At 53.8% G+C, this 25,549-nt stretch carries 19 protein-coding genes and 1 pseudogene; 10 read left to right on the top strand and 10 right to left on the bottom strand.

From position 1 onward, the window contains the following. The first annotated feature begins 542 nt into the window (after positions 1-542). Positions 543-1,349 carry a hypothetical protein gene (locus tag RGV33_RS32325; RefSeq protein ID WP_322148513.1) on the top strand — a complete coding sequence of 269 codons (807 nt, stop codon included), beginning with the start codon at positions 543-545 and terminating at the stop codon, positions 1,347-1,349. Between the two features lie 194 nt (positions 1,350-1,543). Next, a complete protein-coding gene (locus RGV33_RS32320; protein WP_045057964.1) occupies positions 1,544-3,244 on the top strand; it encodes a phosphoethanolamine transferase in 1,701 nt (566 codons plus the stop codon). Between the two features lie 249 nt (positions 3,245-3,493). On the opposite strand, the gene RGV33_RS32315 is transcribed toward RGV33_RS32320, so the two are convergent. The 4 genes from RGV33_RS32315 to RGV33_RS32300 form a co-directional block, all read right to left on the bottom strand. Next, the gene (locus tag RGV33_RS32315) at positions 3,494-4,009 is read right to left on the bottom strand and encodes an ATP-dependent zinc protease (protein WP_090470184.1); all 516 of its coding nucleotides are present in this window, start codon (positions 4,007-4,009) and stop codon (positions 3,494-3,496) included. A gap of 72 nt (positions 4,010-4,081) precedes the next feature. Continuing rightward, complete coding sequence (locus RGV33_RS32310) at positions 4,082-4,996, bottom strand: cation diffusion facilitator family transporter (protein WP_045058199.1); 915 nt, start codon at positions 4,994-4,996, stop codon at positions 4,082-4,084. Between the two features lie 181 nt (positions 4,997-5,177). Beyond that, a complete protein-coding gene (locus RGV33_RS32305; RefSeq protein WP_232392850.1) occupies positions 5,178-5,534 on the bottom strand; it encodes a zf-TFIIB domain-containing protein in 357 nt (118 codons plus the stop codon). Between the two features lie 90 nt (positions 5,535-5,624). Continuing rightward, positions 5,625-7,979 (bottom strand): heavy metal translocating P-type ATPase, encoded by a 2,355-nt coding sequence (locus RGV33_RS32300; protein WP_045058201.1) that lies wholly within the window; start codon positions 7,977-7,979, stop codon positions 5,625-5,627. 361 nt (positions 7,980-8,340) lie between these two features. On the opposite strand from RGV33_RS32300, the gene RGV33_RS32295 reads away from it, so the two are divergent. The 7 genes and pseudogenes from RGV33_RS32295 to RGV33_RS32265 form a co-directional block, all read left to right on the top strand. Next, positions 8,341-8,682, top strand: coding sequence for a hypothetical protein (locus tag RGV33_RS32295; RefSeq protein ID WP_045058202.1), 342 nt, complete (start codon positions 8,341-8,343; stop codon positions 8,680-8,682). Positions 8,683-8,781: 99 nt separating this feature from the next. Continuing rightward, positions 8,782-10,038, top strand: a complete 1,257-nt coding sequence (locus RGV33_RS32290; RefSeq protein ID WP_090470168.1) for a TolC family protein — start codon at positions 8,782-8,784, stop codon at positions 10,036-10,038. Further along, positions 10,035-11,519 carry an efflux RND transporter periplasmic adaptor subunit gene (locus RGV33_RS32285; RefSeq protein WP_184336318.1) on the top strand — a complete coding sequence of 495 codons (1,485 nt, stop codon included), beginning with the start codon at positions 10,035-10,037 and terminating at the stop codon, positions 11,517-11,519. Before RGV33_RS32290 ends, RGV33_RS32285 begins: the two co-directional genes overlap by 4 nt. Continuing rightward, positions 11,516-14,674 (top strand): efflux RND transporter permease subunit, encoded by a 3,159-nt coding sequence (locus RGV33_RS32280; protein ID WP_115146705.1) that lies wholly within the window; start codon positions 11,516-11,518, stop codon positions 14,672-14,674. Before RGV33_RS32285 ends, RGV33_RS32280 begins: the two co-directional genes overlap by 4 nt. Next, positions 14,671-15,021 carry a copper-binding protein gene (locus RGV33_RS32275; RefSeq protein WP_045058206.1) on the top strand — a complete coding sequence of 117 codons (351 nt, stop codon included), beginning with the start codon at positions 14,671-14,673 and terminating at the stop codon, positions 15,019-15,021. The genes RGV33_RS32280 and RGV33_RS32275 overlap by 4 nt, the downstream gene beginning before the upstream one ends. A 409-nt stretch (positions 15,022-15,430) precedes the next feature. After that, positions 15,431-16,084, top strand: coding sequence for an antitoxin Xre/MbcA/ParS toxin-binding domain-containing protein (locus RGV33_RS32270; protein WP_082069125.1), 654 nt, complete (start codon positions 15,431-15,433; stop codon positions 16,082-16,084). Positions 16,085-16,721: 637 nt separating this feature from the next. Further along, positions 16,722-17,216: pseudogene (locus tag RGV33_RS32265) on the top strand (SIR2 family NAD-dependent protein deacylase); the annotation flags it as partial. Positions 17,217-17,405: 189 nt separating this feature from the next. Here RGV33_RS32265 and RGV33_RS32260 read toward each other — a convergent pair. The 4 genes from RGV33_RS32260 to RGV33_RS32240 all read right to left on the bottom strand — a co-directional run bounded on the left by RGV33_RS32260 (position 17,406) and on the right by RGV33_RS32240 (position 22,400). Beyond that, a complete protein-coding gene (locus tag RGV33_RS32260) occupies positions 17,406-18,188 on the bottom strand; it encodes a fimbrial protein (protein ID WP_416152144.1) in 783 nt (260 codons plus the stop codon). A 209-nt stretch (positions 18,189-18,397) separates the two neighbouring features. Further along, positions 18,398-20,863, bottom strand: a complete 2,466-nt coding sequence (locus RGV33_RS32250) for a fimbria/pilus outer membrane usher protein (protein ID WP_322148509.1) — start codon at positions 20,861-20,863, stop codon at positions 18,398-18,400. Positions 20,864-21,090: 227 nt separating this feature from the next. Further along, on the bottom strand, positions 21,091-21,771 hold the full coding sequence (locus RGV33_RS32245) for a molecular chaperone (RefSeq protein ID WP_322148508.1): 681 nt from the start codon (positions 21,769-21,771) through the stop codon (positions 21,091-21,093). A gap of 107 nt (positions 21,772-21,878) precedes the next feature. Then, positions 21,879-22,400: a fimbrial protein gene (locus RGV33_RS32240; RefSeq protein ID WP_322148506.1), complete on the bottom strand. Its 522-nt coding sequence runs from the start codon at positions 22,398-22,400 to the stop codon at positions 21,879-21,881. A gap of 416 nt (positions 22,401-22,816) precedes the next feature. Between RGV33_RS32240 and RGV33_RS32235 the strand changes: the two genes are divergently transcribed. After that, positions 22,817-23,446, top strand: a complete 630-nt coding sequence (locus tag RGV33_RS32235) for a LysE family translocator (RefSeq protein ID WP_322148505.1) — start codon at positions 22,817-22,819, stop codon at positions 23,444-23,446. A gap of 59 nt (positions 23,447-23,505) precedes the next feature. Here the strand turns inward: RGV33_RS32235 and RGV33_RS32230 are convergent, their stop codons facing one another. Together RGV33_RS32230 and RGV33_RS32225 are read right to left on the bottom strand one after the other, a co-directional pair. Beyond that, the gene (locus tag RGV33_RS32230) at positions 23,506-24,705 is read right to left on the bottom strand and encodes an EAL domain-containing response regulator (protein ID WP_322148503.1); all 1,200 of its coding nucleotides are present in this window, start codon (positions 24,703-24,705) and stop codon (positions 23,506-23,508) included. A 70-nt stretch (positions 24,706-24,775) separates the two neighbouring features. Then, complete coding sequence (locus RGV33_RS32225; RefSeq protein ID WP_322148502.1) at positions 24,776-25,549, bottom strand: OmpA family protein; 774 nt, start codon at positions 25,547-25,549, stop codon at positions 24,776-24,778.

Raw genomic sequence — 25,549 nt, 5'->3', positions numbered from 1 at the left:
AAACTTCAACATATTTGCGTTGTACGATTTTAGTCAGTAAGGAGCTATTGCGCGCTGTTGTGGCTCCGTTATGTTATCGACGTCAAACATACAAATATACAAATATACAAATATACAAATATACAAATATACAAATATACAAATATACAAATATACAAATATACAAATATGCAAATATACAAACATACAAACATACAAACATACAAACATACAAACATACAAACCTACACACTAAGTAGATCTTAGACTAATTGTCCGCGGCAGAGGGGGGATAACAAATTTGTAATTCTTCTGTCACCCTTCTGATAACTGTTCAGCAGTACATTGAGCCTGCAAAAAATCTATGCGTCATAGGATCCTGCGGTCGTGTCGACTTCTGATCGAATTCAGCCGGCAGAAATCGATCAGAAGTCTTTTAGACCATCAAATATTTATGAGTTAACAAAGAAACTGCGCACTTTGGGGGCGTAAATCTCGTTATGCCATCTCGCATTAGAAAAATGTTGTGGGCGGCTGGCCCACCGTCTCGTGTTTCGTCGTTGATGACGGCGTTGCTTCGGGCAACCCACGCCGAGGCTGTGACCAAACCTCAAATAGCATTGACCAATAACCCAAGCCTCGCAGATGCACAGTGGGAAATCCAAACTGCCCAAGCCGGGCAGCAACAGACTGATTTGATCCCCAATCCAGTACTAATAATAGATGCCCAAGCCTTCCGCGAAAATTCGAACACTACCAACGTTAAGCTCCACCGGACACCGAAAAGGTGCCGCAAAAGTCACGCATGGATTGAGGTCGCATCTAAGAGTAAAGGCATAGTGGCGCTGGAGTCTAAACACTGCCGTAATGACTTGCGCCCCGATGATCGAAGTTTTTTACGGCGTCATGCTTGCACAGCAAGGTCTGATTTCAGCTCAGAGTTCGCACTGTCTGGCGGAACGATGACCAGCATCCGGAAGCGGTTGAACCTGGTGGGCGCTTCAACGCCGATTTTGTTTTTCGGCCGCAAACTAAAAAGCATTTCGTCGGAGGCTAGCCGCACCTATCAGTCTCGTGATATGCACAACGTCGCCGAACCGCGCCTGCGGTACGAAATCCATCTTGCTGTAGACAAGCGCTCGATGGCCCACAGAGAAAAGAAGTTCTTCAGTCAAGTGATCCTTCCCGCCGCACGAAGCGCCAAGGACTCCAACACTAATTTCTTTGAAATATCCAACCGCAAGTTTACGGGTGTTCTGGGCCCTCCGCGCACCCGTATCCAATACCTCGCTTCAGCACAACTACTGGCGTTCAAGGACGAATCGAGCGGATCTACAGCCACGTCACTTACTTGGGGTGCTACCTCATGAAAAAGATTTTCATCAGCGTGGGGTGTCTGGCGGTTTGGCTAGTCGCAGATCGCCAACTAGCTGACGAGAACGTTCAGGGTCACTGGTGCATCCACGAGTTGCACCGCGCTATTGGCGATTTTTTCTTACCTAAAATGTAGTGACACTCCAGTGGCAGTTCGCGCCTGGATACGTCGAGATTTTCCGGAGTACCCATGAATAACAAAGTACCAATTCGCAGTTGGGAAATCACACTCGGCAGCAATCAGTTAATTCTTGCAGTTTCGACTTGGCTTCTATTGTTTAGTAACTGGCCATTTTGGCGTGCTGTCTGGCAAGGCGTGGGAGGCCTACAAGACGGAAACACCATATTCGTGCTTAGCCTGCCTTGGTTCGTGTTGATTTGGCTCTACGTATTACTCAGCGTGATGGCTTGGGGACGATTGATAAAACCTGTGCTAGCTATCGTGTTGCTGGTTGCGGCAGCAACGAGTTACTTTATGAATAGCTATGGCATAGTAATTGATTACAGCATGCTAACGAATGTGATGCAGACGGACAGCTCCGAAGCCACGGAGCTGTTGAACTCGGATCTACTGCTGTGGATGCTGGGCTTTGGTGTTATGCCGGTGCTGGTTATCACTCGAGTCCGTTTGATTCAAAGATCGTGGTCCCGCGCACTTGCTCATCGATTCATGGGGGTGGCGGTAGCGCTCACCTGCTTGGCGATCGTCGTATTTACGCTTTATCAATCCTATGCATCGCTGATGCGTAATCATCGCGAACTCAGGTTGATGTTGGTTCCGTCGAATGTGGTTTCGGCAATTCATGGGTACACGCGTCGCCAGCTAGCAGTTCCCGCCGAATTAAAAACCATTGGTGCTGATGCCCGCCGTGAAGAAGCTACTGCTGGTGTACGCAAACCACGGCTAACGGTACTGATGGTGGGTGAAACCGCCAGGTCCGCGAATTTCTCCCTCAATGGCTATTCCCGGGATACCAATCCGGAATTGGCCAGTCGTGGTGTCTTAAGTTTTACCAATGTCAGCTCATGTGGAACAGCTACGGCCGTTTCCTTACCCTGCATGTTTCTGGATGTGGGTAAAGAAGGCTACAAAGACGGTATGGCGTTGCGCAGAGAAGGACTATTAGACGTGTTGCAGCGGGCCGGCGTATCGGTCCTGTGGAGAGACAATAATTCGGGTTGCAAAGGCATTTGCGACCGAGTACCAAATGAAAAATTGAACAATCAGAAATCGACGGGATTATGTAGAGCTGACGAGTGTTACGACGAAGTCTTATTGCAAGATTTACAAGCCTACTTGGATCAACAGCAGCGGGATTCAATCGTGGTGCTACACATGAAAGGCAGTCACGGCCCATCCTATTCCAAGCGCTATCCACCGGCGTTCGAACGATTCGGTCCCGTTTGCGATAATAATCAACTTGAACGTTGTACGCGCGAAAGCATTGTCAGTGCCTATGATAACAGCCTCGGTTATACGGACTATGTACTTGGGCAAACGATCGACCTGCTAAAGCGTAACGCTGAGCGTTTTGATACGGCGATGCTTTATGTCTCTGATCACGGTGAGTCCCTCGGCGAGAATGGGCTTTACTTGCACGGACTTCCTTATGCCATGGCTCCCAGCGAGCAGACTAGTATCCCCATGGTAATCTGGATCTCCAAAAACATGCAGTCGCGTCAAACCCTCGACTCCCAATGTTTGAAGGATCAGCGAGACGTATCACTGTCCCATGACAACTTATTCCATTCTATATTGGGGTTGATGGGTATTCAAACTACAGCATATCGCCCAGAGCTTGATCTGTTCAGTACCTGCCAGTCCAAAGCGTCAACACCGTTAAAGCTCGCGCAGACATTTGAGCGTCAATCAATGAAAACACCGAAATAAGTGGAGCTGCGAGAAAGATCTAAAATGACCCTATAGTATGAGCATACTTTGATTAGAAGCCATGCAACTAAATACTAATCGTTGCATGGCGCCACTTCTAACTCTTCCTAAAAATCGGCATCCGGGTGAGCTTTTTTTAAGACTATTTAGTCAGCCACATCAAGCATCAAAAAAGCTGCAAAATTCTGCCGAGCTATTTTCTCAATACATTCACCCTGCACGTATAGATAAAATGTATAATTCAGGTGTTTAATTACAGTTTGGTTCGTTAGTGAATGTGCGTGAAACATCGACCGCGCCCAAGACCCCCAAAGTTTTGCGACCAATCAATACGGGGTAGTTCATGTCGCCTCGATCCTTCAGTGAAAACTCTTCCTTATAAATTTTATCACCTATGCACATCGTCATCATGACTACTGGACGATGTTCAGCGCCACCGGCGCCTCGAACCTTTACATTTCTTTCGACGCGTCGCTCGAAGAGTGCGTTACTCACCTTCTTAGTTTTTGTGTCTTTTACTTTAACGTTGAAACGAACCCATTCCTCTCCATTTTTACGGAATCGTTCTAAGTCTTTCGCATCCATCGAGGATGTAAGAGCCCCTGTATCTAACTTTACTTTCACAGCAATATTTTCTGGTAAAAGTATTCCTTCCTCAATCCACCCGTATACCCTTTCTGGATTAGCAGGTGTTGAAAAAGCTGGCTGCGCAACAAAAGCCAAAAACAAAGCCAGCCCAGAATAACTTAAAATATTTCTGACCATTTTAATCGACCCTTTTGATCTGTATCACGACGTATAAACGTTCATCCAGCTTAAATAAATACCACGACTCAGTTAGTGGACCATACCCTCATGATCGTCAGCCAGTTGATCGTGAAAATCAGATCCTTCCATTTGGACGGTAGTATGGCTGATGTGGAACTTATCACTCATAAGGCTGGTTACTTCAGCCAAGATAGCTTGCTCGCTGCGGGAAGCCGAGTCAGCGACAAGATGGACGCTCATAACACTTTTACCACTGGTCAAAGCCCAGATATGCAAATCGTGGATATTCTTGACCCCCTCAATGCCATAAAGCGTTGCCTCTACCTTCTCAATATCGATGCCCTCTGGAACCCCTTGCAGCAATATGTTCATGCTTTCCTTGAGCAATGACCAAGTCCTGGGCAGCACCCAGAACCCGATGCCAGCCGCGACAAGTGAATCAACCCAAGTCCAGCCGGTGAAACGGATCAAAAGAGCTGCGATGATGACGCCAATAGACCCCACCATATCGCTCCAGACCTCTAAATAAGCGCCCTTCACATTGAGGCTTTCCCCACTGGCAGCACTCAGTAGGCGCATTGAAACAAGGTTGACGATGAGCCCGAACACCGCAATGACCAACATGCCAGTCGACTGGATTTCCGCCGGGACTTTAAGTCGCAGATACGCTTCATAAACGATGTACATAGCGACTAAAAACAGCAAGACCGCATTGAAGGTGGCTGCAAGTATTTCAAATCGTGCGTACCCGAAGGTCCGCTTCCTATCCGCAGAGCGTTTGGCTATATGAATAGCGACCAAGGATATCGCCAAAGCCGCAACGTCCGTCAGCATGTGGGCCGCGTCGGATAATAAGGCCAGGCTGCCGGTGACAAAAGCTCCAATGACCTCCGCGACCATAAAGCTTGTCGTCAGGGTGAGTGCGATCCACAGCAACTTTTCGTGACCGGCGCGTACTTGGCCGTGACTGTGTCCTGAACTCATAACCTTTTCCTCAAACGCCGCTCGCTGAAACTCCAACCACCCAGGTAGCACCCTTGCTACGAGTCGATTGCAGGATATAAAGACCAGCTAATACCCAAAACCGTTCCATCTCATGAAACACCCTATTTCAGAATTGGTGCTGGTTCGAGGTATATCCCGATCAAAGCGCGAAATCGCAGCCTTAATCGAACATCTCCTGCAAAAATGATTTTTTGCGGTACGACTGTTGCCCCTGATGCCCACTCTGGTTTTGATGTCCACCATGACTTTGATGGCCGCTCTGGTGGCCACCTTCTCTCCAACCGCCACCGTGACTTCCTCGCTGATCTCCATGAGCTTGGCTATCTCCATGCTGGCTGTAACCGGGTTGTACTGCTGGAGGAGCATTCTGTACGGGTGGAATTGGGTTCTGTGGAAGAAACCTAACGGCCTCCTGTTGTTGGCTGCGCTCGATGATCTTGTCGAGTTCACCTCGGTCGAGCCAAACGCCACGGCATTGAGGGCAATAATCAATTTCGATGCTTTGGCGCTCAGTCATTACGAGGGCAGTATCTTTGCAGATCGGACATTGCATGATTTGATTTCCTTGTGTGGGCATGTAATTGAACACGAAGTCGCAGCTTTCGTATCACCGACGCAGTAGCCGCAGTCCGTTGAATACGACCAGCAGGCTCGCTCCCATATCGGCGAAAACAGCCATCCACAACGTAGCGTGGCCGGACAATGCAAGCGCCAAAAATACAACTTTGATACCCAAGGCCAGTCCGATGTTTTGCTTCAAAACAGAGGCACATCGACGACTCAGGCTAATAAAATCAGCAATCTTGCGTGGGTCGTCATCCATGATGGCGACATCAGCCGTTTCAAGGGCTGTGGCAGTCCCTGCGGCCCCCATCGCAAAACCAATGTCGGCTTGCGCCAATGCTGGAGCATCGTTCACACCATCGCCCACCATGCCAACAGTACCAAAGCGGCGTTTGAGTTCAGCGACGGCGGCTTGTTTATCCTCCGGCATGAGGTTTCCGCGTGCATCCTGTATGCCGAGCTGAGCGGCGATGGACTTGGCGGTTGCAGGGTTGTCACCCGTGAGCATCACCGGTACGACATTCAACGCTTTCAGAGCAGTTACGGCAGCAAAGCTTTCAGGCCTTACGGTGTCAGCCACAGCAAAAATCGCTACTGGACCGCTGGCCGCGCAGAGCACGATTACAGTTTTTCCTGCGTTTTCCAGTAGCGACAATCGGGCCTCAAGGGCCGGCGAGCATACGCCCAACTCTTCAACCAAGCGGTGGTTACCCAGGTGCCACGATTGACCGTCGATATTGCCTTTGACGCCACGACCGTTGAGTACGCCGAAGTCCTCAACCGGCAGAGTCGCCGCATCCGGTTGCTGTAATTTCCATCCGCTGACCAAGGCCTTCGCCACTGGGTGTGTACTGTGTTCGTCGAGGCTAGCTGCGATCTGCAAAGCCATCTCGATGGGCAGATCACCAAACGGCTCGTTATCGGTCAGTACCGGCTTGCCTTGGGTCAAGGTGCCGGTCTTGTCGAGCGCCACAACCTTAAGTAGTCGGCCGCTTTCAAGGTATGCACCGCCTTTAATCAAAATGCCATGCTTGGCAGCCGCGGCTAGCCCACTGACGACGGTAATTGGCGTTGAAACCACCAAGGCACATGGGCAGGCGATCACTAACAGGACCAGGGCCTGATAAAGCCAATCGCCCCAGGTTCCACCGATCAGTACAGGGCCCAAGACAGCGACCAAGAGGGCAAGAACCACTACAGCCGGGGTGTAATAACGTGCAAACTCATCTACAAATCGCTGAGTAGGGGCTCGTTGAGACTGCGCGTCTTGTATGGCTGCCGCGATACGAGCAAGAGTACTTTCTCCTGCTACGGCCGTCACAGTCGCTTCAACCACGCCGTCGGTAACGATACTGCCAGCGTAAAGTGGGTCCCCGACCTGCTTATCAACAGGTAGGCTTTCGCCGGTAATTGGAGCTTGGTCCAGTGCGGCGCGACCTGAGTCTATGCGGGCATCCAAGGGTACTCGCGAACCCGTGCGAACCCGAATACGACTACCAAGTAATACACTCGCCACCGGATGGTCTTTCCAGCCGCCATCAGTCATGACTTCAGCGGTTTCTGGCGCCAACGCGGTCAGCGACTTGATCGCGTTCCGCGCGCGCTCCAGAGAAAGTGCTTCGATAGCCTCAGCAACGGCGAAAAGGAAAACCACCATCGCGGCTTCGGGCCATTTACCGATGATGAGAGCACCAACGACAGCCAACGACATCAGAAAATAGATGTTCAGAGTGAGGTTCTTAACTGCAATCCAACCCTTTTTGAGGGTGGGCAAACCAGCGCTCAGAATGGAAAGAGCCGCAAGCACCATAACCGGCCAAGAACCTTCTTGTCCGGTTGTCCACGCGATGACTTCAGCGGCGATAGCAGCCAGGCCACTGATGGCCAGCAATCCTTTTAGTTTTGCGCTCAGGGCCGGGGGAACCGCCGATGGCGCGGCACCGGCTTCGATCAGGCTCGGCCCCATGTCCAACGCGACTAATGCGGTGACGATTGGCTGCGGATCATCCAAGCGGTGATGCACGGTCAACTCACGATTCAGGAGGTTGAAGTCGAGCCGAACAATTCCGGCCATCGGCTCCAGTCGGTTGCGGATCAAGCGCTCCTCTGTAGGGCAATCCATTTTATCGATGCGGTAGCGAACTCTACTGGTCCCTTTCGGGGCAGGGCTACTCTTAGTAATCGCAACACCATCAGTAGCTTGCGTGCCATGAGCACAGCACGCATCGGCATGATCGTGAGCATGCTCATGCTCATGCTCATGGTCGTGACCATGTTCTTTGTGATGCTTGGGTTCAGCAGCATTAACAGACCCATGTTGATGGTCAGATCCGCAACACTCTTCTTTCTTCTGTACGTGAAGACGGAGGACCGGCTTGAGCTTGTTTTCCTGGTTCATGGTGCTTCTACCGCTTGGGATAATTTCACCATTCAACAGCCTGTACCTACTACAGGGTCAAGCGCCCAATGAAGTTATTTGAAGCTGCTTTCGTGTGCGGATAGCTTGGTCCTCCATGGACATCACCTAATCCTCGGAAGGCAGAAGAGGGTTCAAAAACTTGATTTGAGGTCTCCTATTCGCCTATTTTTGGCTGCAATCTGTCCACAAACTCAGGTAAAAGATGAGATGTGGCCAGATAAAAATTGACTCAGATTTATAAACCAGCTCCGGTGTTATCACCTGACTTAGGCCTCTCGGCAGGCCGTTTATGCCCTGCATCCAATTGTAAGGGCCATTTGCACCGTCTACACTCCAGTCCATGAAACGCTATCTGCGGTTTTGCATCGTCTTCATGATTAGCTTGGCGCTTCCCCTCAGCGGGATGGCGGGCGTTCAGGCACCGACAGAACCATGCCCAATGAAGACGATGGGCATGGCGATAATGGACGACATGGGGATGGACTGCTGCAACGATATGAAAAGCCCTTCCGAGCACGGCAAACCTTGTAAGCCGGGCCAGGAATGCAAGACAGGCGGCATGCTGCAAGTCTCGATCCTCAAGCCTCCTGTAACCGTATTCAGCCCCGTAGTGCTTTACTTCTTCAGCGATTCCCTACCCGTACAGACCCCGTCCGGGGTATGGCGACCGCCTCGCGTTTGATTCCTGTCCCACATTGAGCCTCATTCCGCGTTAGCGGGATGGACTAGCTGCGCGCATGTCTTTTGACGCGTGCAGTGGATGATCACAGGAATCGTAAACATGAACTCCAAGTGCTATTGCACAGGCTGGTCCCTCGTGGCCGGTCTGGCGGCAAGCGTACTGGCATTGCCGAGCTTCGCTGCCGCATTGACACTCGATGAAGCGTTGCGGCTGGCCGAAAACAATGCACCGTCGCTGACCGCACAAGACGCCAAAATTCAAGCTGCCAGCAGCGCGGCTATTCCAGCCGGTGAACTACCTGACCCCAGGCTACTGTTGGGTGTGCAGAACTACCCCATTGGCGGTCCGGATCGCTGGAGCATCGATCAGGACTTCATGACCATGCAAGTGGTCGGGGTCAGGCAAGAAATGCCCAACAGCGACAAGCGCAAAGCGCGCATAGAAGTGGCCGATGCGGCCATTGATCGCGCCGCTGCGGAGCGTCGAGTCGAACGTCTGAAAGTACGCCAGTCCACGGCGTTGGCCTGGATCAATAGCTACTCGGTTGAGCGCAAAGATGCGCTGTTCCAGGACTTCTACAAAGAAAACCGCCTGTTGACCGATACCGTCAGGGCCCAGATTGCCGGTGGCCGCGCTCAACCCGCCGATGCGGTGACGCCTAAGCAAGAAGCGGCTCAACTGGCGGAGCAACAGGACGATCTGATTCTCCAGAGAGCGCAGGCCCGAGCAGCCCTCAAACGCTGGATTGGCTCCGCCGCCAACGACAAGCCTGTGGGCAGCTTGCCGCATTGGCCCGTCGATACCTCCGGCTACGCCCATAAACTGCAACACCACCCCGAGTTGGCAGCGTTTGCGCCGATGACCCGCGAAGCGCAAGCCAAGGTTCGTGAAGCCGTGTCGGAGAAGCAGTCGGACTGGAGCTGGGAGCTGGATTATCAGCGTCGCGGCCGTGAGTTTGGCGATATGGTCAGCGTGCAATTTTCCTGGGAGCTGCCGCTGTTTCCTGACTCGCGCCAAAACCCCAAAATCGCAGCCAAACAGGCTGAACTCAGTCAGCTTGAGGCCGAGCGCGAAGCTCTGTCACGCGAGCACACTCAGCAACTAGAGAGCGAACTGGCCGACTATGAGCGCCTGAATCGTGCCGTGCGCCGAAACCAGGAAAGCCTGTTGCCGCTGGCCAAGGAAAAGGTCGAACTCAGCATGGCCAGTTATCGCTCGGGCAAAGGCGATTTAAACGCCGTTGTTGCTGCCCGACGTGAACTCATCGAGGCCCGCCTCAAACAGATCGACGTGGAAGAGCAGCGAGCGCTGACCAGTGCGCGGTTGTATTTTGCTTATGGGGAGTCCAGCCAATGAGCCTTAAAAAAGGGAACGGGGCATTGCTGGTTGGCATCTCGCTGGCCTTAGGTGTTGCCGGTGGTTACTGGTTGGCGCATCAGCGTATGAGTGGACTACCAAATACCACACAAGAGCAGAGCCTCAATTCACCGGGCGAACGCAAAGCACTTTATTGGTACGACCCCATGTACCCGCAACAAAAGTTCGATAAGCCGGGTAAGTCTCCCTTCATGGACATGCAACTGGTCCCGCAGTACACCAGCAGCGCAGGGGACCGAGCGACCGTCAGTATCGATCCAAGTCTGACCCAAAATCTCGGCCTGCGTTTTGCGACAGTCAGCCGTGCGATCTTTGATTCCAGCCTCGACGTGACAGGTGTGTTGGGATTCAACGAACGTGATGTCGCTGTGATTCAGGCGCGCACCCCTGGCTTTGTGGAGCGGGTCTATGCCCATGCTCCCGGCGATGTACTCAAAGCCAACGCGGCGCTGGCGGATGTTCTGGTGCCTGAGTGGGCCGCTGCCCAGACAGAGTTCCTTGCCCTGAAACGCAACGGGGATGCTGCCCTGTTGGATGCGGCCCGACAACGACTGCGGCTCACAGGGATGCCGGCAGCACTGATTACCGATGTAGAGCGTGGCGGTAAGGTTCAGCCCTACCTGACGCTGACCAGCCCCATTGCCGGTGTACTGCAAGAATTGAACGTACGTGCGGGAATGACCGTGGCGACTGGCGATACTCTGGCACGCGTCAATGGCTTGAGCAGTGTCTGGCTAGCCGTGGCCGTTCCAGAATCGGATGCCGGATCAATCACCGTGGGGCAGGCGGTCGAAGCGCGCCTGCCAGCTTTCCCAGGGACAATACTCAACGGCAGGGTCAGCGCGATTTTGCCCGAGACCAATCCGGACAGCCGCACGCTTCGCGTACGTGTCGAGTTACCCAATCCGGACGGACGCCTCAGACCGGGTTTGACAGCGCAGGTACACCTGAATCGTTCGACCGAGCAAAGTGTGTTGTGGGTGCCGAGCGAAGCGGTGATTCGCACGGGCCGACGTGCCTTGGTGATGCTCGCCGCAGACGCCGGCCGCTACCGTCCCGTGGCGGTGCAACTCGGGCAGGAAAGCGATGGCAAGACGGCGATAGTGAAAGGTCTGGAAGAAGGCCAGAAGGTGGTGACCTCTGGCCAGTTCCTGCTCGACTCGGAGGCCAGTCTTAAGGGCATCGTTGCAAGCTCGGAGGAAGAGTCACCACCCAGCGCAGCAGCCTCCAGCTTTCATGAAGCGGATGGGCAGATCGTTGAGATCAACGACAAAGAAGTCACGCTCGCCCATGGTCCTTTCAAAACGCTGGGTATGCCTGGCATGACGATGACGTTCCCACTCGCCAACCCGGCGCTGATGCAGGGCTTCAAAACGGGTGACAAGGTTCGGGTTGCGGTGAGTCAGACCGACGATGGCCTGCGTGTTGAGCGCCTGGAAAAATCGGGGAGCCAGCCATGATCGCTGCCCTGATTCGTTGGTCAGTGGCCAACCGATTCCTGGTGCTACTGGCGACGCTGTTTGTCACGGCGTGGGGCATTTGGTCGGTGCAGAGCACGCCCATCGATGCACTGCCAGATCTCTCGGATGTTCAGGTGATCATCCGCACCCCTTTTCCGGGACAAGCGCCGCAGATTGTCGAGAACCAGGTGACCTATCCGTTGGCCACCACCATGCTCTCGGTGCCGGGTGCCAAGACGGTGCGTGGCTATTCCTTCTTCGGTGACAGCTTCGTTTACGTGCTGTTCGAAGACGGCACTGACTTGTACTGGGCGCGCTCGCGGGTGTTGGAGTATCTGAGCCAAATACAAAGTCGGTTGCCGGCCAGCGCCAAGCCGGCGTTGGGACCGGATGCGACGGGGGTGGGCTGGATCTATCAGTACGCACTGGTGGATCGCAGTGGAGGACACGATCTGGCGCAGCTACGCGCACTTCAGGACTGGTTCCTCAAGTTCGAACTCAAGACCCTGCCCAACGTTGCAGAAGTAGCCACCGTGGGTGGCATGGTCAAGCAGTACCAGGTCCAGCTTGATCCGCTCAAACTGGCCAGCCTCGGTATTACTCAGGCTGAGGTGACCGAAGCCATCGGCAAGGCCAACCAGGAAACCGGTGGCGCGGTGCTGGAGATGGCAGAGACCGAGTTCATCGTGCGGGCTTCCGGCTACCTGAAGACGCTCAATGACTTTCGGGCGATCCCGCTCAAGCTGGCTTCGGGAGGAGTGCCAGTAACCCTTGGCGATGTCGCCACGATCCAGTTGGGACCGGAAATGCGGCGTGGCATTACTGAACTCGACGGCGAAGGCGAGACCGTCGGCGGCGTGGTGATTTTGCGCAGCGGCAAGAATGCTCGCGAGACCATTGCCGCGGTCAAGACCAAACTCGACGAACTGAAAAGCAGTCTGCCGGCCGGGGTGGATATCGTCACCACCTACGACCGCAGTAAGCTGATCGACCGCGCCGTGGAAAACCTCAGCCACAAGCTCATCGAAGAGTTCATCGTTGTCGCGTTGGTGTGTGGGATCTTCCTCTGGCACCTGCGCTCATCTCTGGTGGCGATCATTTCGCTGCCGGTGGGGGTGCTGATTGCCTTCATCGTCATGCGCTACCAGGGCATCAACGCCAACATCATGTCCTTGGGCGGGATAGCCATCGCCATCGGCGCCATGGTCGATGCCGCCGTGGTGATGATCGAGAACGCCCACAAGAAGATCGAGGCATGGCACGCGGCCAATCCGGGGGAAGAACTGAAGGGTGAACGTCATTGGCATGTAATGACCGAAGCGGCGGCAGAGGTAGGCCCGGCGCTGTTCTTCTGTTTGTTGATCATCACTCTGTCTTTCATTCCGGTGTTCACCCTGGAAGCTCAGGAAGGACGGCTGTTCGGCCCATTGGCTTTCACCAAGACCTACGCCATGGCCGCAGCGGCGGGATTGTCAGTGACCTTGGTGCCGGTGCTGATGGGCTACTGGATTCGTGGACGAATTCCCAGTGAACATCAGAACCCGTTGAACCGGTGGTTGATTCGGATCTATCAGCCAGCCCTGGACGCAGTCTTGCGTCGACCAAAGATCACGCTGCTGGTGGCACTATTGGTTTTTGTCAGTGCGCTATGGCCAATGTCTCGCTTGGGTGGCGAGTTTCTCCCCCCGTTGGACGAGGGCGACCTGCTCTATATGCCTTCAGCTCTGCCGGGATTGTCAGCGCAGAAAGCGGCACAACTGCTGCAACAGACTGACCGTCTGATCAAGACCGTGCCTGAAGTCGAACACGTCTTCGGTAAGGCGGGGCGCGCTGAAACCGCCACCGACCCCGCACCGCTGGAGATGTTCGAAACCACGATCCAGTTCAAGCCGCACGAGCAATGGCGTCCAGGCATGACCCAGGAAAAGTTGGTGGAAGAACTGGATCGAGTGGTACGAGTCCCTGGGCTGACGAATATCTGGATACCACCGATTCGTAACCGTATCGACATGCTGGCTACGGGGATCAAGAGTCCCATCGGAGTGAAAGTTGCCGGCACCAACCTGACGGAGATCGATGCCGCGACTCAGGCGGTTGAGCGAGTGGCCAAGGACGTGCCCGGCGTCAGTTCGGCTCTGGCCGAGCGTCTGACCGGTGGTCGCTATATCGATGTGGATATCGACCGCAAAGCCGCCGCCCGCTACGGACTGAATATCGCCGATGTGCAGTCCATCGTGGCCGGCGCTATCGGCGGTGAAAACGTCGGCGAGACCATTGAAGGGCTCGCACGCTTCCCGATCAACGTGCGCTATCCACGGGAGTGGCGTGACTCGCTCGGCGCCCTGGAGCAATTGCCGATCTATACCCCGCTAGGTAGCCAGATCACCCTCGGCACAGTGGCGAAGGTCAAAGTCACGGACGGTCCACCGATGCTCAAGAGCGAGAACGCACGACCTTCGGGCTGGGTGTACGTCGATGTGCGGGGGAGGGACATTGCGTCGGTGGTCGCTGATCTACGACGGGTCGTCAATGAGCAGGTCAAGTTGCAGCCCGGCATGAGCCTGAGCTACTCAGGGCAGTTCGAGTTTCTCGAAAGGGCCAACGCACGACTCAAACTGGTGGTGCCTGCCACGCTGTTGATCATCTTCGTGCTGCTCTACCTGACTTTTGCCCGCTTCGATGAGGCCTTGCTGATCATGGCCACTCTGCCATTCGCTCTCACGGGCGGGGCATGGTTCCTCTATCTGTTGGGGTTCAACCTGTCAGTCGCCACCGGGGTCGGCTTTATCGCCTTGGCCGGTGTTTCCGCCGAGTTTGGCGTGATCATGTTGCTCTACCTGAAGAACGCCTGGGCCGAACGTGAAGACCTCGGCGACAGCACTGAGCTCGGTCTGGTTGCGGCGATTCGTGAAGGCGCCGTGCAGCGTGTTCGACCCAAGGCCATGACCGTGGCCGTCATCATTGCCGGCTTGTTACCCATCTTGCTGGGCAGCGGGACCGGCAGCGAGGTGATGAGCCGCATTGCTGCGCCCATGGTAGGCGGCATGGTCACGGCACCCTTGCTTTCCCTGTTTGTCATTCCGGCAGCCTATCGCCTGATGCGTCGCCGGCACCTCTCCGTTGAAACCGTCAAACCTGAAGGAAGTGTCGTATGAAACTGACCCTGATTGCAGTTGCCAGCACCGTAGTAGCGTTGTCTTTTTCTGCCCTGGCAGAGGACATGCCGGGTATGAAGATGGACGGTATGGAGAGCAAGCAGATGACTGAGGAAACAAAGCAGGCTCCAGTCGCGAATGCCGATGGAACGATCAAGGCTATCGATACTGTGAAGCATACGGTGACTATCTCTCACGGCGCTGTGCCTGCCGTGCGATGGCCGCCGATGACCATGGTCTTTTCCGTAACGCAAGATAAGTTGACAGGGCTGACGGCCGGAGACCGTGTATCTTTTTCCTTCCTGATAGAGGGTGGTAGAGCTACGATTGTGTCCATTCAAAAGTGAAACAGCGGTGGTGAAAGTGGCCGGCGCGCTTGTCGAGCCGACCATTATCACTAAATCTGCAGGTCAGAAAAATGTACGCCTCGTTTTGAGTCGCGAGCAGTCGAGATGCGACGAAGTTGAGGCCGGTCTCTGTTGGGCTTCTTTTCCTTCCCTTTGGCGAATATCTTTCTGACCAGACCAATGGCTGCCGTTGACCCATTTCCGTCCGATGTGGTGCTCGAACGTGAAACAGCGGGCGTGTAGTCGAGCTTTTAGCTGACATCTTTGCCGATGCGCCGGAGAGTGCAGCCGCTCGTCGCAATAACCGGCAGGAATGGCCTCTATGCACGGTTATCCAGTGACTGGATCTGCTCTGCGCGCGAGCATAATGATGCGTCTTCTCTAATTACGAAATGAGAACCGGACGATCATGAGTGGGAGCGAGCGCTGGATAGTCAAATGCCAGGATACTGAGGATGGTAGCGGTGATGTCATCGTTGATTTACCCCCAGAACTGCTTGCCAAAATGGGAGTAGGTGTGGGGGACGATCTGACGATTACGGTAGCGGACGGCGCAATAGTGCTGAAGCCTACGCATGGAACAACATCAGTGCAGCCCGTGTTTGCTGGAGTCCTGCTTGATGAAGCTTATCATGCCTACCGCATCCGGCTGGAGGCGTCTCTTAATATCCCCTCAAACGCCTCTGACCAGGACATTCACGACATTATCGTAGCTGGCTTCTCGGCCAGCCTGATCCAGTCGCTTTGCGACGTTGGAACTATAAGTCCGGAAGAACGCGACAGAATTATTCCACTCAAAATGCTCAAAACAAAATTGGTCAGCAATCAGCTTTTAACGGTGGATGAGAGTGATCGCCTGTTCCGCTTTGCACATATTACCGCCATGGCCGATGTGATCTTCGGGGACGCAGAGAAGGCCAAACAATGGCTTTCCAAACCGAAATCCCGGTTTTCGGGTAAAAGTCCAACAGCGATGCTCACTACAACTCACGGCACACATCGGGTCGAACAAATGCTGATTGAGGTAAATGAGGGCATGTCATTTCGATCTAACCGCAGCTAAGTAGAACCATCACAATTGGGTACGCGCCCCCAAGGGCATTTTTGTCAAAATATTCATTCAGCTGGCATGCTCCGTTAAGCCGTTTACCCCTGAGTTCACTGAGCCGGTGGTGTCACAATATTTTGTTCGGCTGCAATCTCGACTTTAAAAAGGCTCCCGCGGGTAGTGTCAAACTATGTTGTTATAAACTCATCCCGTCATTCGGATATCGTTATGCGTTGTGTCAATCTATGTTGTAAAAATGGCATCGCGGCAGGTTCCGTAAACGACTGATTTTATTGGTTTCCGTGTGTCAAACTATGATGTTGGGCACCACCCTGGATTTAGAGAATTAAAACTGTCGCTAGCTAATTAAAACTGTCGCAGCACAGGGGAGCGCTCGCTGGCTCCCTTGAGGTCGCGACAGGCTTCTCCCGCCCGGTTCCTAAATTGGCACCAATGCACCGGCGTTTCTGATGCTCTTGCAAATACGACCTGATGAGTCACTTACTTCCTTTGTAATGCGAAACCTCCTTATCAACAGGTATGCATCCGATATAGAGGTTTTTATAGAGCTGGCAAAGCGTGCCTCATTCAGTAGAGCTGAGGTAAAGAAATTGGCGTCGGCTATAGGATGGCAGGGGTGTTATGGATTCAGGCTAAAGCTGGCTGGGACGTCTCGGTCGTCACCCAGAATATCGATAACTTGCACGAGCGGGCAGGCTCAAAGGGTGTGATACACCTTCACGGCAGTCTGATGAGTGCGAAATGCTTTGCCTGCCATCGGCCGTTTGAATTGACTCCAGAGCAGTTGCAGATCGCCGATGAAGGGAAGCTAATCGAGCCTCCTAGATGTGCCCGCTGTAACGGCAGACTTCGACCGGGGGTAGTGTGGTTCAAGGAGAACTTGCCTGAGGATGCTTGGCGACTTGCCGTTCGGATTGTGAGAAATTGTGAGTTGCTAATTTCAGTTGGCACGAGCGGTATCGTAACACCTGCTGCAGATATTCCAGACATAGCCATAGCAGCGGGAGCCACGGTGATTCATGTCAATCTTGAGGATGTGGGGTTAGACGGAGGGAGTGAGATTATGTTGCTGGGGAACGCCGGAAAGGTGTTGCAGACTCTGCTCCGAGCAGTAGGCGTCGAATGATCCTTTTAAAGGTTGACCTTGATCCAACCAACGCTGCCCCGAGACTTTGTTGACTTCGCGCGGGCCAATGCATAGAAGCACGCTAATCCATCAAAAACAGTTTACTACGCGCAGCTGATTCAACTTCTCAATCAGCCACGCCTTTATAGATAAAGAGGGTCCCCTCTCACCACCGATTGCATCTCAACATTACTGGTAGGTCATGGTAAAAGTAGCGGTACTGTTGGCCTTCCCACCGCCTACAGTCGCACCGGTCTGGTAATAGCGCGCAGTGAACGGAACGGAGTACGCACCGTCACTCGCCACCGTTCCCACAGCAATCGGGCTGCCCAGCGAGACTGGGGCGCTCTTGAACAGCAATTGCAAACCTACACCGCTGGCTACGGTGTCGCTAGCCGATGGGTCCAACGCCAGTAGCCCGGCTATGCCGGAACTGTGCCGCGTGCCGTCCAACGTCACATTGACACGGGTAGTGGCATCACAATTGAGCGGAATAGAAAACGACTTTTCAGGACTCGAACTACCCACACCTGTAAAAGACGTGCGCGGGATGTCACCCATCGGTACCGGAATCGATGTGTTAGTCACTGAACAGGCAACAGGAACAATAGTATTGGTACCGGTCAGTGAGACGTTTGCCGTATAAAACTGGCTGGCGATGGAGGCTCTGGACTCGATACCAATTGGTATAGTACCGGCCCCCACAGCACCCGATTTTGTCTTGATTAGTTCGACTTTTATATCAGGTATAAGTATATATTCATTGGCGGCTGCCGGTTGATCATAAGGCGTTACCTTACCATTGCCGTTGGTGATACGAATGCCGACACCAGCAATGTTAGTGTTGTAAACGCCATTACCGTAGCTACTGAGCGTTGGCCATGTTGTATTTTCCCAGCGGTAGACCCACGCAGTAGTACAGCCAAAAAAGCAGCTCCACCAGCGTAAGCGCCAGTAGACTGAGTGGCCAATACAGTACCGATTGGGCTGTCTCTCTGAACAGTCACCTTGCCAAAGCTAACAGTCTTGGTTACCTCCGAGCTAACGCCACCGCTAAAACTGCACGACGCCAAAGCAGCCTGCGACAGCCCACTCATAAACAGTACGGCAGCCACACAAGCCATCCCCTTAGCCGGCGCGATCCACGTCTTGCCTTTAATAATACTCATGAAATTCCTCCTTTATTGGCAACGTGCAGCCAATGTACGAATCGTTGTGAAAGCTCCGTCAACTTCAGCCTTTTTCGGCAACGTGAAGTTCACCTTGCATTGCTGTCCCGCATCCGATCCCCATTTCACATCTATTGAGCCCGACTCCGGCACGCCACTCAGGTACACCTCACCGTCAAGACCGACGACGACAGTGTTCGGCGAGGCCGCGTTGTTCTCGACCAATGTAGCGCTGGCGCCAAACGGCACAGGCTTGCCCTGATACTTAAGGGTCATCAACACCCGACTACCAACCCGAGGCTGAAAATCAGCGAGCACCAGTGCTCCCTTGGTGGGAATAACGGTCTTCGTGGTTGTTTCTATATCGACATCGTCGGGCAGGGTTTCGGTGTCCAGCGCTACGCGGTTGGCGCGATAGGTACTGACAAACGGCACCACGGCATAACCACGCCAATCGGTATTTACCCCGGTGTTGTTTTGCACCTTGGCGCCCGCCACTCCTGGTGCACGCACCAAGGCCATGGTTTCACCCTGCTGCTGGGAGAACGTAACGCCATAGGGATGCGCTACGATGCCGCCCTGCAAGCCATAGTTGAGTTGTTGTGACTGGGCATCATAGTTGTAACCGACACTGGCTTCGCCGTAGGTGCCTTTGTAGTTGGCGTTAGCGCTGCCGTTGCTACCGGCACCCTGGTTGGCATAACCCTGCTGTACGTTGTAGCTAAGGTTGTTATCCGCCAGTGCGGTGCCGCTCAGGCCAGCGTTTTGGGTGGTACTGCCGTTCTTGCTGGTGTTGAGGTTGTAACTGGCCCAGCTATGCGGCAGTAGATTTTCCAACGGCATTTGCACGCTGAACGCCACTTGCTGGTCGTTGCCGTAGCGGCCGGCATCCGCAGGTGCCTGGCTGTAGGTGTAGCTGACGCCGTAAGTTACACCGCGATGGCTCAGGTTATAGCCAGCGGTCAAACTGCGCTCGTACCCGTTTTGGCGCCAGAAATCCTGCTGGTAGCCATTGAGGTAAAAGTTGCCGTAGTCGCCCAGTGACTGGTTAACGTTGATTTGGGCCTTGCTGCGTTTGGTATAGATGCCGCGCCAGTCATTGAAGTTACCCGGATCGATCTCATTGGCTTCCTGGAAATCGTAGTAACCACTGGTTGAATAACGATAGCCCGCCAGCGTAAAGGTGGTGCCCGTGGCTTCGATGTCTTTGGCATAAAGGAATCGCACGGACTGCCCTTCATGCTTGGAGCCATCGCGCAATTCGGTCTGGGCTTGCGTCACATCCATGGACAGCGAACCCCAGTCGCCAAACCCATGGCCAACGCCCAAGGTCCCGGCGGAATACTTGCCGGACGCCAATACACCGCCATAAATCGTAGAGTCACGAGGCAAGCCGTAAATCAGCGTGCCTTGAACGAAACTCGGTGTGCTGCTCTCACTGGCCAGGGTTCGGTACTGACCTGCCGTCACCGAATATTTCAGGCGCCCTTCACGCAACATGACAGGCACTGCGGAAAACGGCTGCATAGAGCGATGGATGCTGCCGTCGGCTTCAGTAATCGTGACGTCCAAATCACCGCTGGATGAGGTCGGGTACAAGTCAGTAATCGTGAATGCGCCGGCAGGGACATAGGTCTGGTAAATGATGTAGCCATTTTGCCGCACGGTGACTTGGGCATTGCCTTTGGCGATACCCCTCACGACCGGCGCAAAGCCTTTGAGGCTGTCGGGGAACATGTTGTCATCGGAGGCCAACTGCGCCCCTCGGTACTGCACGCTGTCGAATACGTCGCTTGGGGTAGAGCTGTCACCCAGGGTCATTTGGCCTTTCAACGGCTGAACATCGCGCTGAACGTAGGTGTCGAGCGTCTGCCAGCTGTTTTTGCCGTTGCTGGAGTTGTAGGTTGAATAGTTACGCAACCGCCACTCACCAAGGTTCAACCCGCTGCGCAGGTTCAGGTAATAGCTGTCATCACTACCCGCACGGCCGTCGCGCTCGGTGTTGGCACCGCTGAAGGTGTAATTCAGCAACGCTGCCGGAAGACCTTGGTCCCACAGTGCGGGGTCAATATAACCGCGTGCTTCACTGTTAAGCGCCGCTTGCGGAATGCTGATGTATAAGCGTTGTTGACCAAAGTCGAAACGGCTGCTGGCGTCTGGAATGTAGTCAGACAGGGTGCTGATCGCCTTGTCCGCCGGTAACTGTAGCAACGTTGGAAACGCTTCCAGCTTAACCCCCAGCGCTTTCAGCTGACTGGACGTCAATTCGGGCTGCAGTTTCTTGCCGATATCAACAAAGTTTACATCGCGACTGTCAATGCGACTGTCATTCAAATAAACGTCGACCCGATACAAACCTGGTAGTTGCCCACCTTGGCCGGAGAAGTGTTCAAGATCAATGGCACTTTGTTCGGGAGCGCCCATCTCCAACGCCTGGGGGTTGAAGTAGTCCTGGGCAATGACGGAAGACGACTGCACGGCCATACCGACTAAAATATGCGCAGCAATCAAAGACGAAAGATAAGGGGGGCGCACAACACATGGCCGGGTTCTTTCGGCTCGATGAGACATCGGATTCTGAAAGTTGTTGTTCATGGGAATAATCTCTACCCAACAATATGAAGCGCAGCCGCACCCACATAACGGCAGGCAGTTATATGCCGGCAGCGCAAAAATAAATAGAAAACGGACGGTACTTAGTTAAATCAGAGTGGCGCGTTACTGTCGGAAGTAATTCCACCGTAATCGTTAATGGCTTGCCAGCTGACAGACCCTGTCGCACCCGTGGGTATTGGCCAACTCAATGAACTGTGCGGGGCAACCATGCCGGCATTATCTATTTCGCTGGCACCGACACTTACTCGATAAAAAGAAACATGGTAAGGCGTTGGGTTGTTGACGCGCAGTTGGTTACCCTGGCGTACAAACGTTAGCGACTTATAGGCTTCAGCGGCGTTGCCCTGTAAGCCTGCGGGACGATAAAACAGTTTGATGCGGGTCTTCACGGAAATTTGCAGAGTGTTAACTTCTGTTTTTTCCGAGGCCGGAATAGACTTGATATTCATCCAGAAGACTGACTCTTTATCCTCTGGCAAACTACCGCCTGTGCGGACGATACGCAGGATGTTTTCTTGCCCCGCCTCCAAACGAAATAGCGGAGGCGTCGCGATAAACGGCGCTTTTAGATTACCCGCATCTGATGAGTTTTCCAGCCAGGATTGAATCAGATACGGTGTGGTTTTTTCTGGATTACTCACCGAGATGGAGGCTTCTTTCTTCGAGCCGTCATAGACCACTCGGGTTCCCCCGACGACCACGCCCGCCCAAGCGGTATGGGTCATGCCAATCAAACAGCTGGCAATACAGACAGACCTGAGCCACTGCATTAATCTGTTCTCCTTGAATAGCCTTTATCTTCCAGGCATATCCCGAAAAAAGGCGAATGATTGAAGCCGGGCATTCAAGTATTTGAATGCCCGTCTGATTGCCGCTATTAGTTGTAGTTAACGGTGAAGTTGCTAACAGCGTTTGCCGAACCGGCAACGACCGTACCGGTCGCCATGTATTTGGCGTAATAGGTGAAGGTGGTCGCGGCAGTACTCGACAGGTTCTTGCTGGCCGACACCGAACCCACTGGGATTTGAGTCGAAGAGTCGGATTCATACAGGCCGATACCTACACCGGTCGCCACGCCTGCCCCAGTGGTGAGTGCCAGCAGGCTGCTGTTTTTGCTGTCCGATGGACCGTCAAACTTGATGGTGGCCTTGGTTGCAGCCGCTGGGCAGCTGTCCAGGACGATATCAAACTTGGTCGGCGCGGCAGTGCTGCCTACGCTCGGAAGTGAAGAAGAACTGACAGTGCCGAGTGCCACGGTCTGAGTGGCGGAGGTTGGCGATACAGTACAGGCCGCGCCCATGATGTTACCCGTAAAGTTCACGGTACCATCAGCAGCACTGACAACACCTGCAAACGAAGAACCGGCCAGCAGGGCGAAAGCGATGAGTTTAGTTTTCAAGTGAGTAATCCTTCTAGTGTTAATTTCGCAAGCTCAGGACGCGACCTGCTATTAGCTCCCTAGTGCATCAAACTACCTATGCGAAAGGGCTATATTCATGTCGCGTAATTTTGACTCTTTGCGAGACTCGCTAAAGAGCTGTTGCAATATTCAAGGGTATGAGTCCTATGCCGCGAATGAAAATTCCTACAGACCTGTAGGAATTTTCATAAAAGGCAGAAATTTTTGCTTCGTGTTGAAATCACTTAGCAGACACAATGTAGGACTTTTCGTACGAATAATTTCCCTTGTAAGGGATGATTGGTTAGCGTCTAAAATACTCAAGCGACTTCTGCACAGGAATAGCGCTAAAAACTGCATACCGAACTTGCAGTTTCTTGACCAAATTCAACGGAACGTCAAAGGACCAATTGCCCATGGAAGCATCCACGTTGTTTCTCTACGTCATCGCAGTGAGTGTGGTGATGATGACTCCGGGCCCCTCAATGCTATTGGCCCTCAGCAATGGCGCGTCCAATGGCATGCGGGTAGCGGCATTCGGTATCGCAGGCGCGGCGTTGTCGGATCTATTGCTGATCGGCGCGGTGGGATGCGGATTAGGGGCTTTACTACAGGCTTCAGAGCATCTGTTCAGCCTCGTGAAGTGGGTCGGTGCGGTATATCTGGTTTATCTTGCATGGGTACTTTGGCGCGCTCCGACCCGCATGCTTTCCGAATCTCACAAGCCGATCTTGGCAACGGGAAAGTCGGCGTTTCTACGAGCACTGCTAGTAGGCTTGTCCAACCCCAAGGGCCTACTTTTTTTCGCAGCGTTCCTGCCTCAGTTCATTGAGCCCACCAAGCCGGCTGCCACGCAATATGCGCTCTTGGCCCTCATTAGCGCTTCGGTTGACTGCATCATGATGCTCATCTACGCATTCGGAGGTCGACTTGCCATGCAGCGTTTTTCCGCAGGCGTCATGCAGTGGATCAATCGCAGCTGCGCCGGGATGCTGGTCATACTGGCGCTGGGGCTCAGTTTGTATCGGCGCCAACCGTCAGGCTGAAGAGAGGAGCAACCTCACCACGGGATTCGGTTATCCAAGGGCAGCGCGATCGCTGCTTCTTACCCGTCAGTCGACACCGTCTCATCCAACCATCTGATTAGCTGGCTCTCGCTCATCGCGCGGGAAAACACATAGCCCTGCCCGATAACGCATCCCAAGCTTTGTAATAATTGACACTGCTCCAGGGTTTCAATGCCTTCAATCACTACCGCCATCCCCAAGCTTGTGCCCAGCCTCTGAATGGTGCTGATGACTACACGCGAGCGCAAATCCTGTGTTACTGCGTATGCAAATTGGGCATCCAGCTTGATCTCGTTGAATGGCAAATCACACAGGCGCTGAAGCGACGAAAATCCAGCGCCGAAGTCGTCTATCGAGAGGTTGCAGCCCATCATTCTCAAGCGCAGAAGACATTCCAGGCTATTGGCGCAAACGTCGAGCATGCCACTCTCAGTCAGTTCGAACGTCACGCTGGATGGGGGTGCCTGGTAGTGAGTCAGGAGTGCCTTGACCTGCAGGCTTAAGGCGCTGCTGGCAAGTTGTGATGCGTGCAGGTTGAAAGCCAGGCTGAGTGTTACGCCGGTTGTTCTCATCTGGTGCTGCAACGCCAGCGCTTGTTGCATCTGCATCAGCAGCAGGTCATCCAGCAGCTCACAGCGTTCCAGAGTCGGCATAAAGACCGCAGGCGTAAGCAGTTCTTGTTGGGGATGCTGCCAGCGCGCCAAGACTTCGACACCACAGATTTCGAACGTCTTGAGGTTGAATTTAGGTTGGTAGTACGCGTGAAACTGCCCGGCCGCCAGCGCTGCACGTACATCCGTTTCGTTGGCCAGTGGCACAATTATCTGCGCGTCGCGAGCGAGAGCATGAGAATGGTGATACATGTGCATCAAACCTTGCAGTTGATGCGTCGAAAAAGGCTTGGAGATATACCCCAGCAGTCTCAGACCTAGAAGCGACACAAGTTGGCGAATCGACCGAAGCAGTTCCGGAGAATGTGAGCCTTGGATGATAAGGGAGTGAAGCAAACGTCTCTGGGCTGCTTGCTTCAGAAACGCCAGCACGTCCATGCCTTCCATCTGCAGGTCACACAGCACTATGTCCACCCCGCCAGTATGTGTCAGAACGTCTAACGCCTGGCATCCGTGAGCAGACTCCACCACTTCAACATTGCCAGCTTCCCTAAGTCGATTGGCGGTACATGAACGATGTATCGCGCAGGATTCAAGAACCATTACGCGTAAGGGGATAGTGGTCATGGCAGTGGTTTCGCGCGGGGTGACGAACTTCGGCGCTTGGCAGGCGCCGAGCCGTTATGCAGGGAGGTTTTTACCGACGAGTGTTAACAGCGGAAGCATCGTTGGAGACGATCACTTCTACCCGACGGTTCAATTGACGTGATTGCGCGCTGGCGTTGTCGGCCACAGGAAACTGCTTGCCATAACCCACTACAGTAATGCGCTCAATACCCACGCCCAACTGCTCCAGACCCCGCGCCACTGCTTGGGCACGACGCTCAGACAAGCTCTGGTTGAAGGCGTCACCGCCTGTGCTGTCGGTGAAACCTTCGACGCGAATCTTGCGTTCCGGGTTCTGCGCCAGGAAGTCCGCCAGGCCCTGCAAGTCACGCTGGCTGCCAGGCTTCAACTCTGCCCTGGAGGTGTCAAATAGCACGTCGCCGAAGGTGATGACTTGACCGCGATCTGATGGCTTAGCGTTCATGGCCTGCAGCGCCTTAAGCTGCGCAGTACGCACGTCGAGTTGCACCTGGGTGCGCTGTACCGCAATGTCATCAAGCTTTGCGTCGGTTTGCCGGCCAGCAATGGCTTGCTCGGCGAGGGCGATCTTTTGCGATGCAAGGTACGCTAATTGGTCAACCTGCGGATCGGTGCGGCTATGAATGGAGGCTTGGTTTGCACGATCAAGGGCATTAGAAGCAACACGCGTTTCGACGGCCGCCAAGGTGCTGGATGCCGGCTTTTGCTGCAGGCTGGAAAAATCGCTACGGGCTTGCAGCAACTGCGGGTTTTCCGGAGGGGTTGCACAACCAGCCAGCGCCAGGCTCAAGACTGAAACTACCGGAATAAACAGAGTAGAACGCAT

It is taken from the genome of Pseudomonas sp. Bout1 (genome assembly GCF_034314165.1).
GTDB lineage: Bacteria > Pseudomonadota > Gammaproteobacteria > Pseudomonadales > Pseudomonadaceae > Aquipseudomonas.
The sequence above is the reverse complement of the archived record's forward strand: the minus strand, read 5'-3'. Positions and strand labels throughout refer to the sequence as shown.

Coding starts and splice junctions, on each gene's coding strand:
- RGV33_RS32325 (WP_322148513.1), top strand. CDS start 543: ATGACGGCGTTGCTTCGGGCAACCCACGCCGAGGCTGTGACCAAACCT.
- RGV33_RS32320 (WP_045057964.1), top strand. CDS start 1,544: ATGAATAACAAAGTACCAATTCGCAGTTGGGAAATCACACTCGGCAGC.
- RGV33_RS32315 (WP_090470184.1), bottom strand. CDS start 4,009: ATGGTCAGAAATATTTTAAGTTATTCTGGGCTGGCTTTGTTTTTGGCT.
- RGV33_RS32310 (WP_045058199.1), bottom strand. CDS start 4,996: ATGAGTTCAGGACACAGTCACGGCCAAGTACGCGCCGGTCACGAAAAG.
- RGV33_RS32305 (WP_232392850.1), bottom strand. CDS start 5,534: ATGACTGAGCGCCAAAGCATCGAAATTGATTATTGCCCTCAATGCCGT.
- RGV33_RS32300 (WP_045058201.1), bottom strand. CDS start 7,979: ATGAACCAGGAAAACAAGCTCAAGCCGGTCCTCCGTCTTCACGTACAG.
- RGV33_RS32295 (WP_045058202.1), top strand. CDS start 8,341: ATGAAACGCTATCTGCGGTTTTGCATCGTCTTCATGATTAGCTTGGCG.
- RGV33_RS32290 (WP_090470168.1), top strand. CDS start 8,782: ATGAACTCCAAGTGCTATTGCACAGGCTGGTCCCTCGTGGCCGGTCTG.
- RGV33_RS32285 (WP_184336318.1), top strand. CDS start 10,035: ATGAGCCTTAAAAAAGGGAACGGGGCATTGCTGGTTGGCATCTCGCTG.
- RGV33_RS32280 (WP_115146705.1), top strand. CDS start 11,516: ATGATCGCTGCCCTGATTCGTTGGTCAGTGGCCAACCGATTCCTGGTG.
- RGV33_RS32275 (WP_045058206.1), top strand. CDS start 14,671: ATGAAACTGACCCTGATTGCAGTTGCCAGCACCGTAGTAGCGTTGTCT.
- RGV33_RS32270 (WP_082069125.1), top strand. CDS start 15,431: ATGAGTGGGAGCGAGCGCTGGATAGTCAAATGCCAGGATACTGAGGAT.
- RGV33_RS32245 (WP_322148508.1), bottom strand. CDS start 21,771: ATGCAGTGGCTCAGGTCTGTCTGTATTGCCAGCTGTTTGATTGGCATG.
- RGV33_RS32235 (WP_322148505.1), top strand. CDS start 22,817: ATGGAAGCATCCACGTTGTTTCTCTACGTCATCGCAGTGAGTGTGGTG.
- RGV33_RS32230 (WP_322148503.1), bottom strand. CDS start 24,705: ATGACCACTATCCCCTTACGCGTAATGGTTCTTGAATCCTGCGCGATA.
- RGV33_RS32225 (WP_322148502.1), bottom strand. CDS start 25,549: ATGCGTTCTACTCTGTTTATTCCGGTAGTTTCAGTCTTGAGCCTGGCG.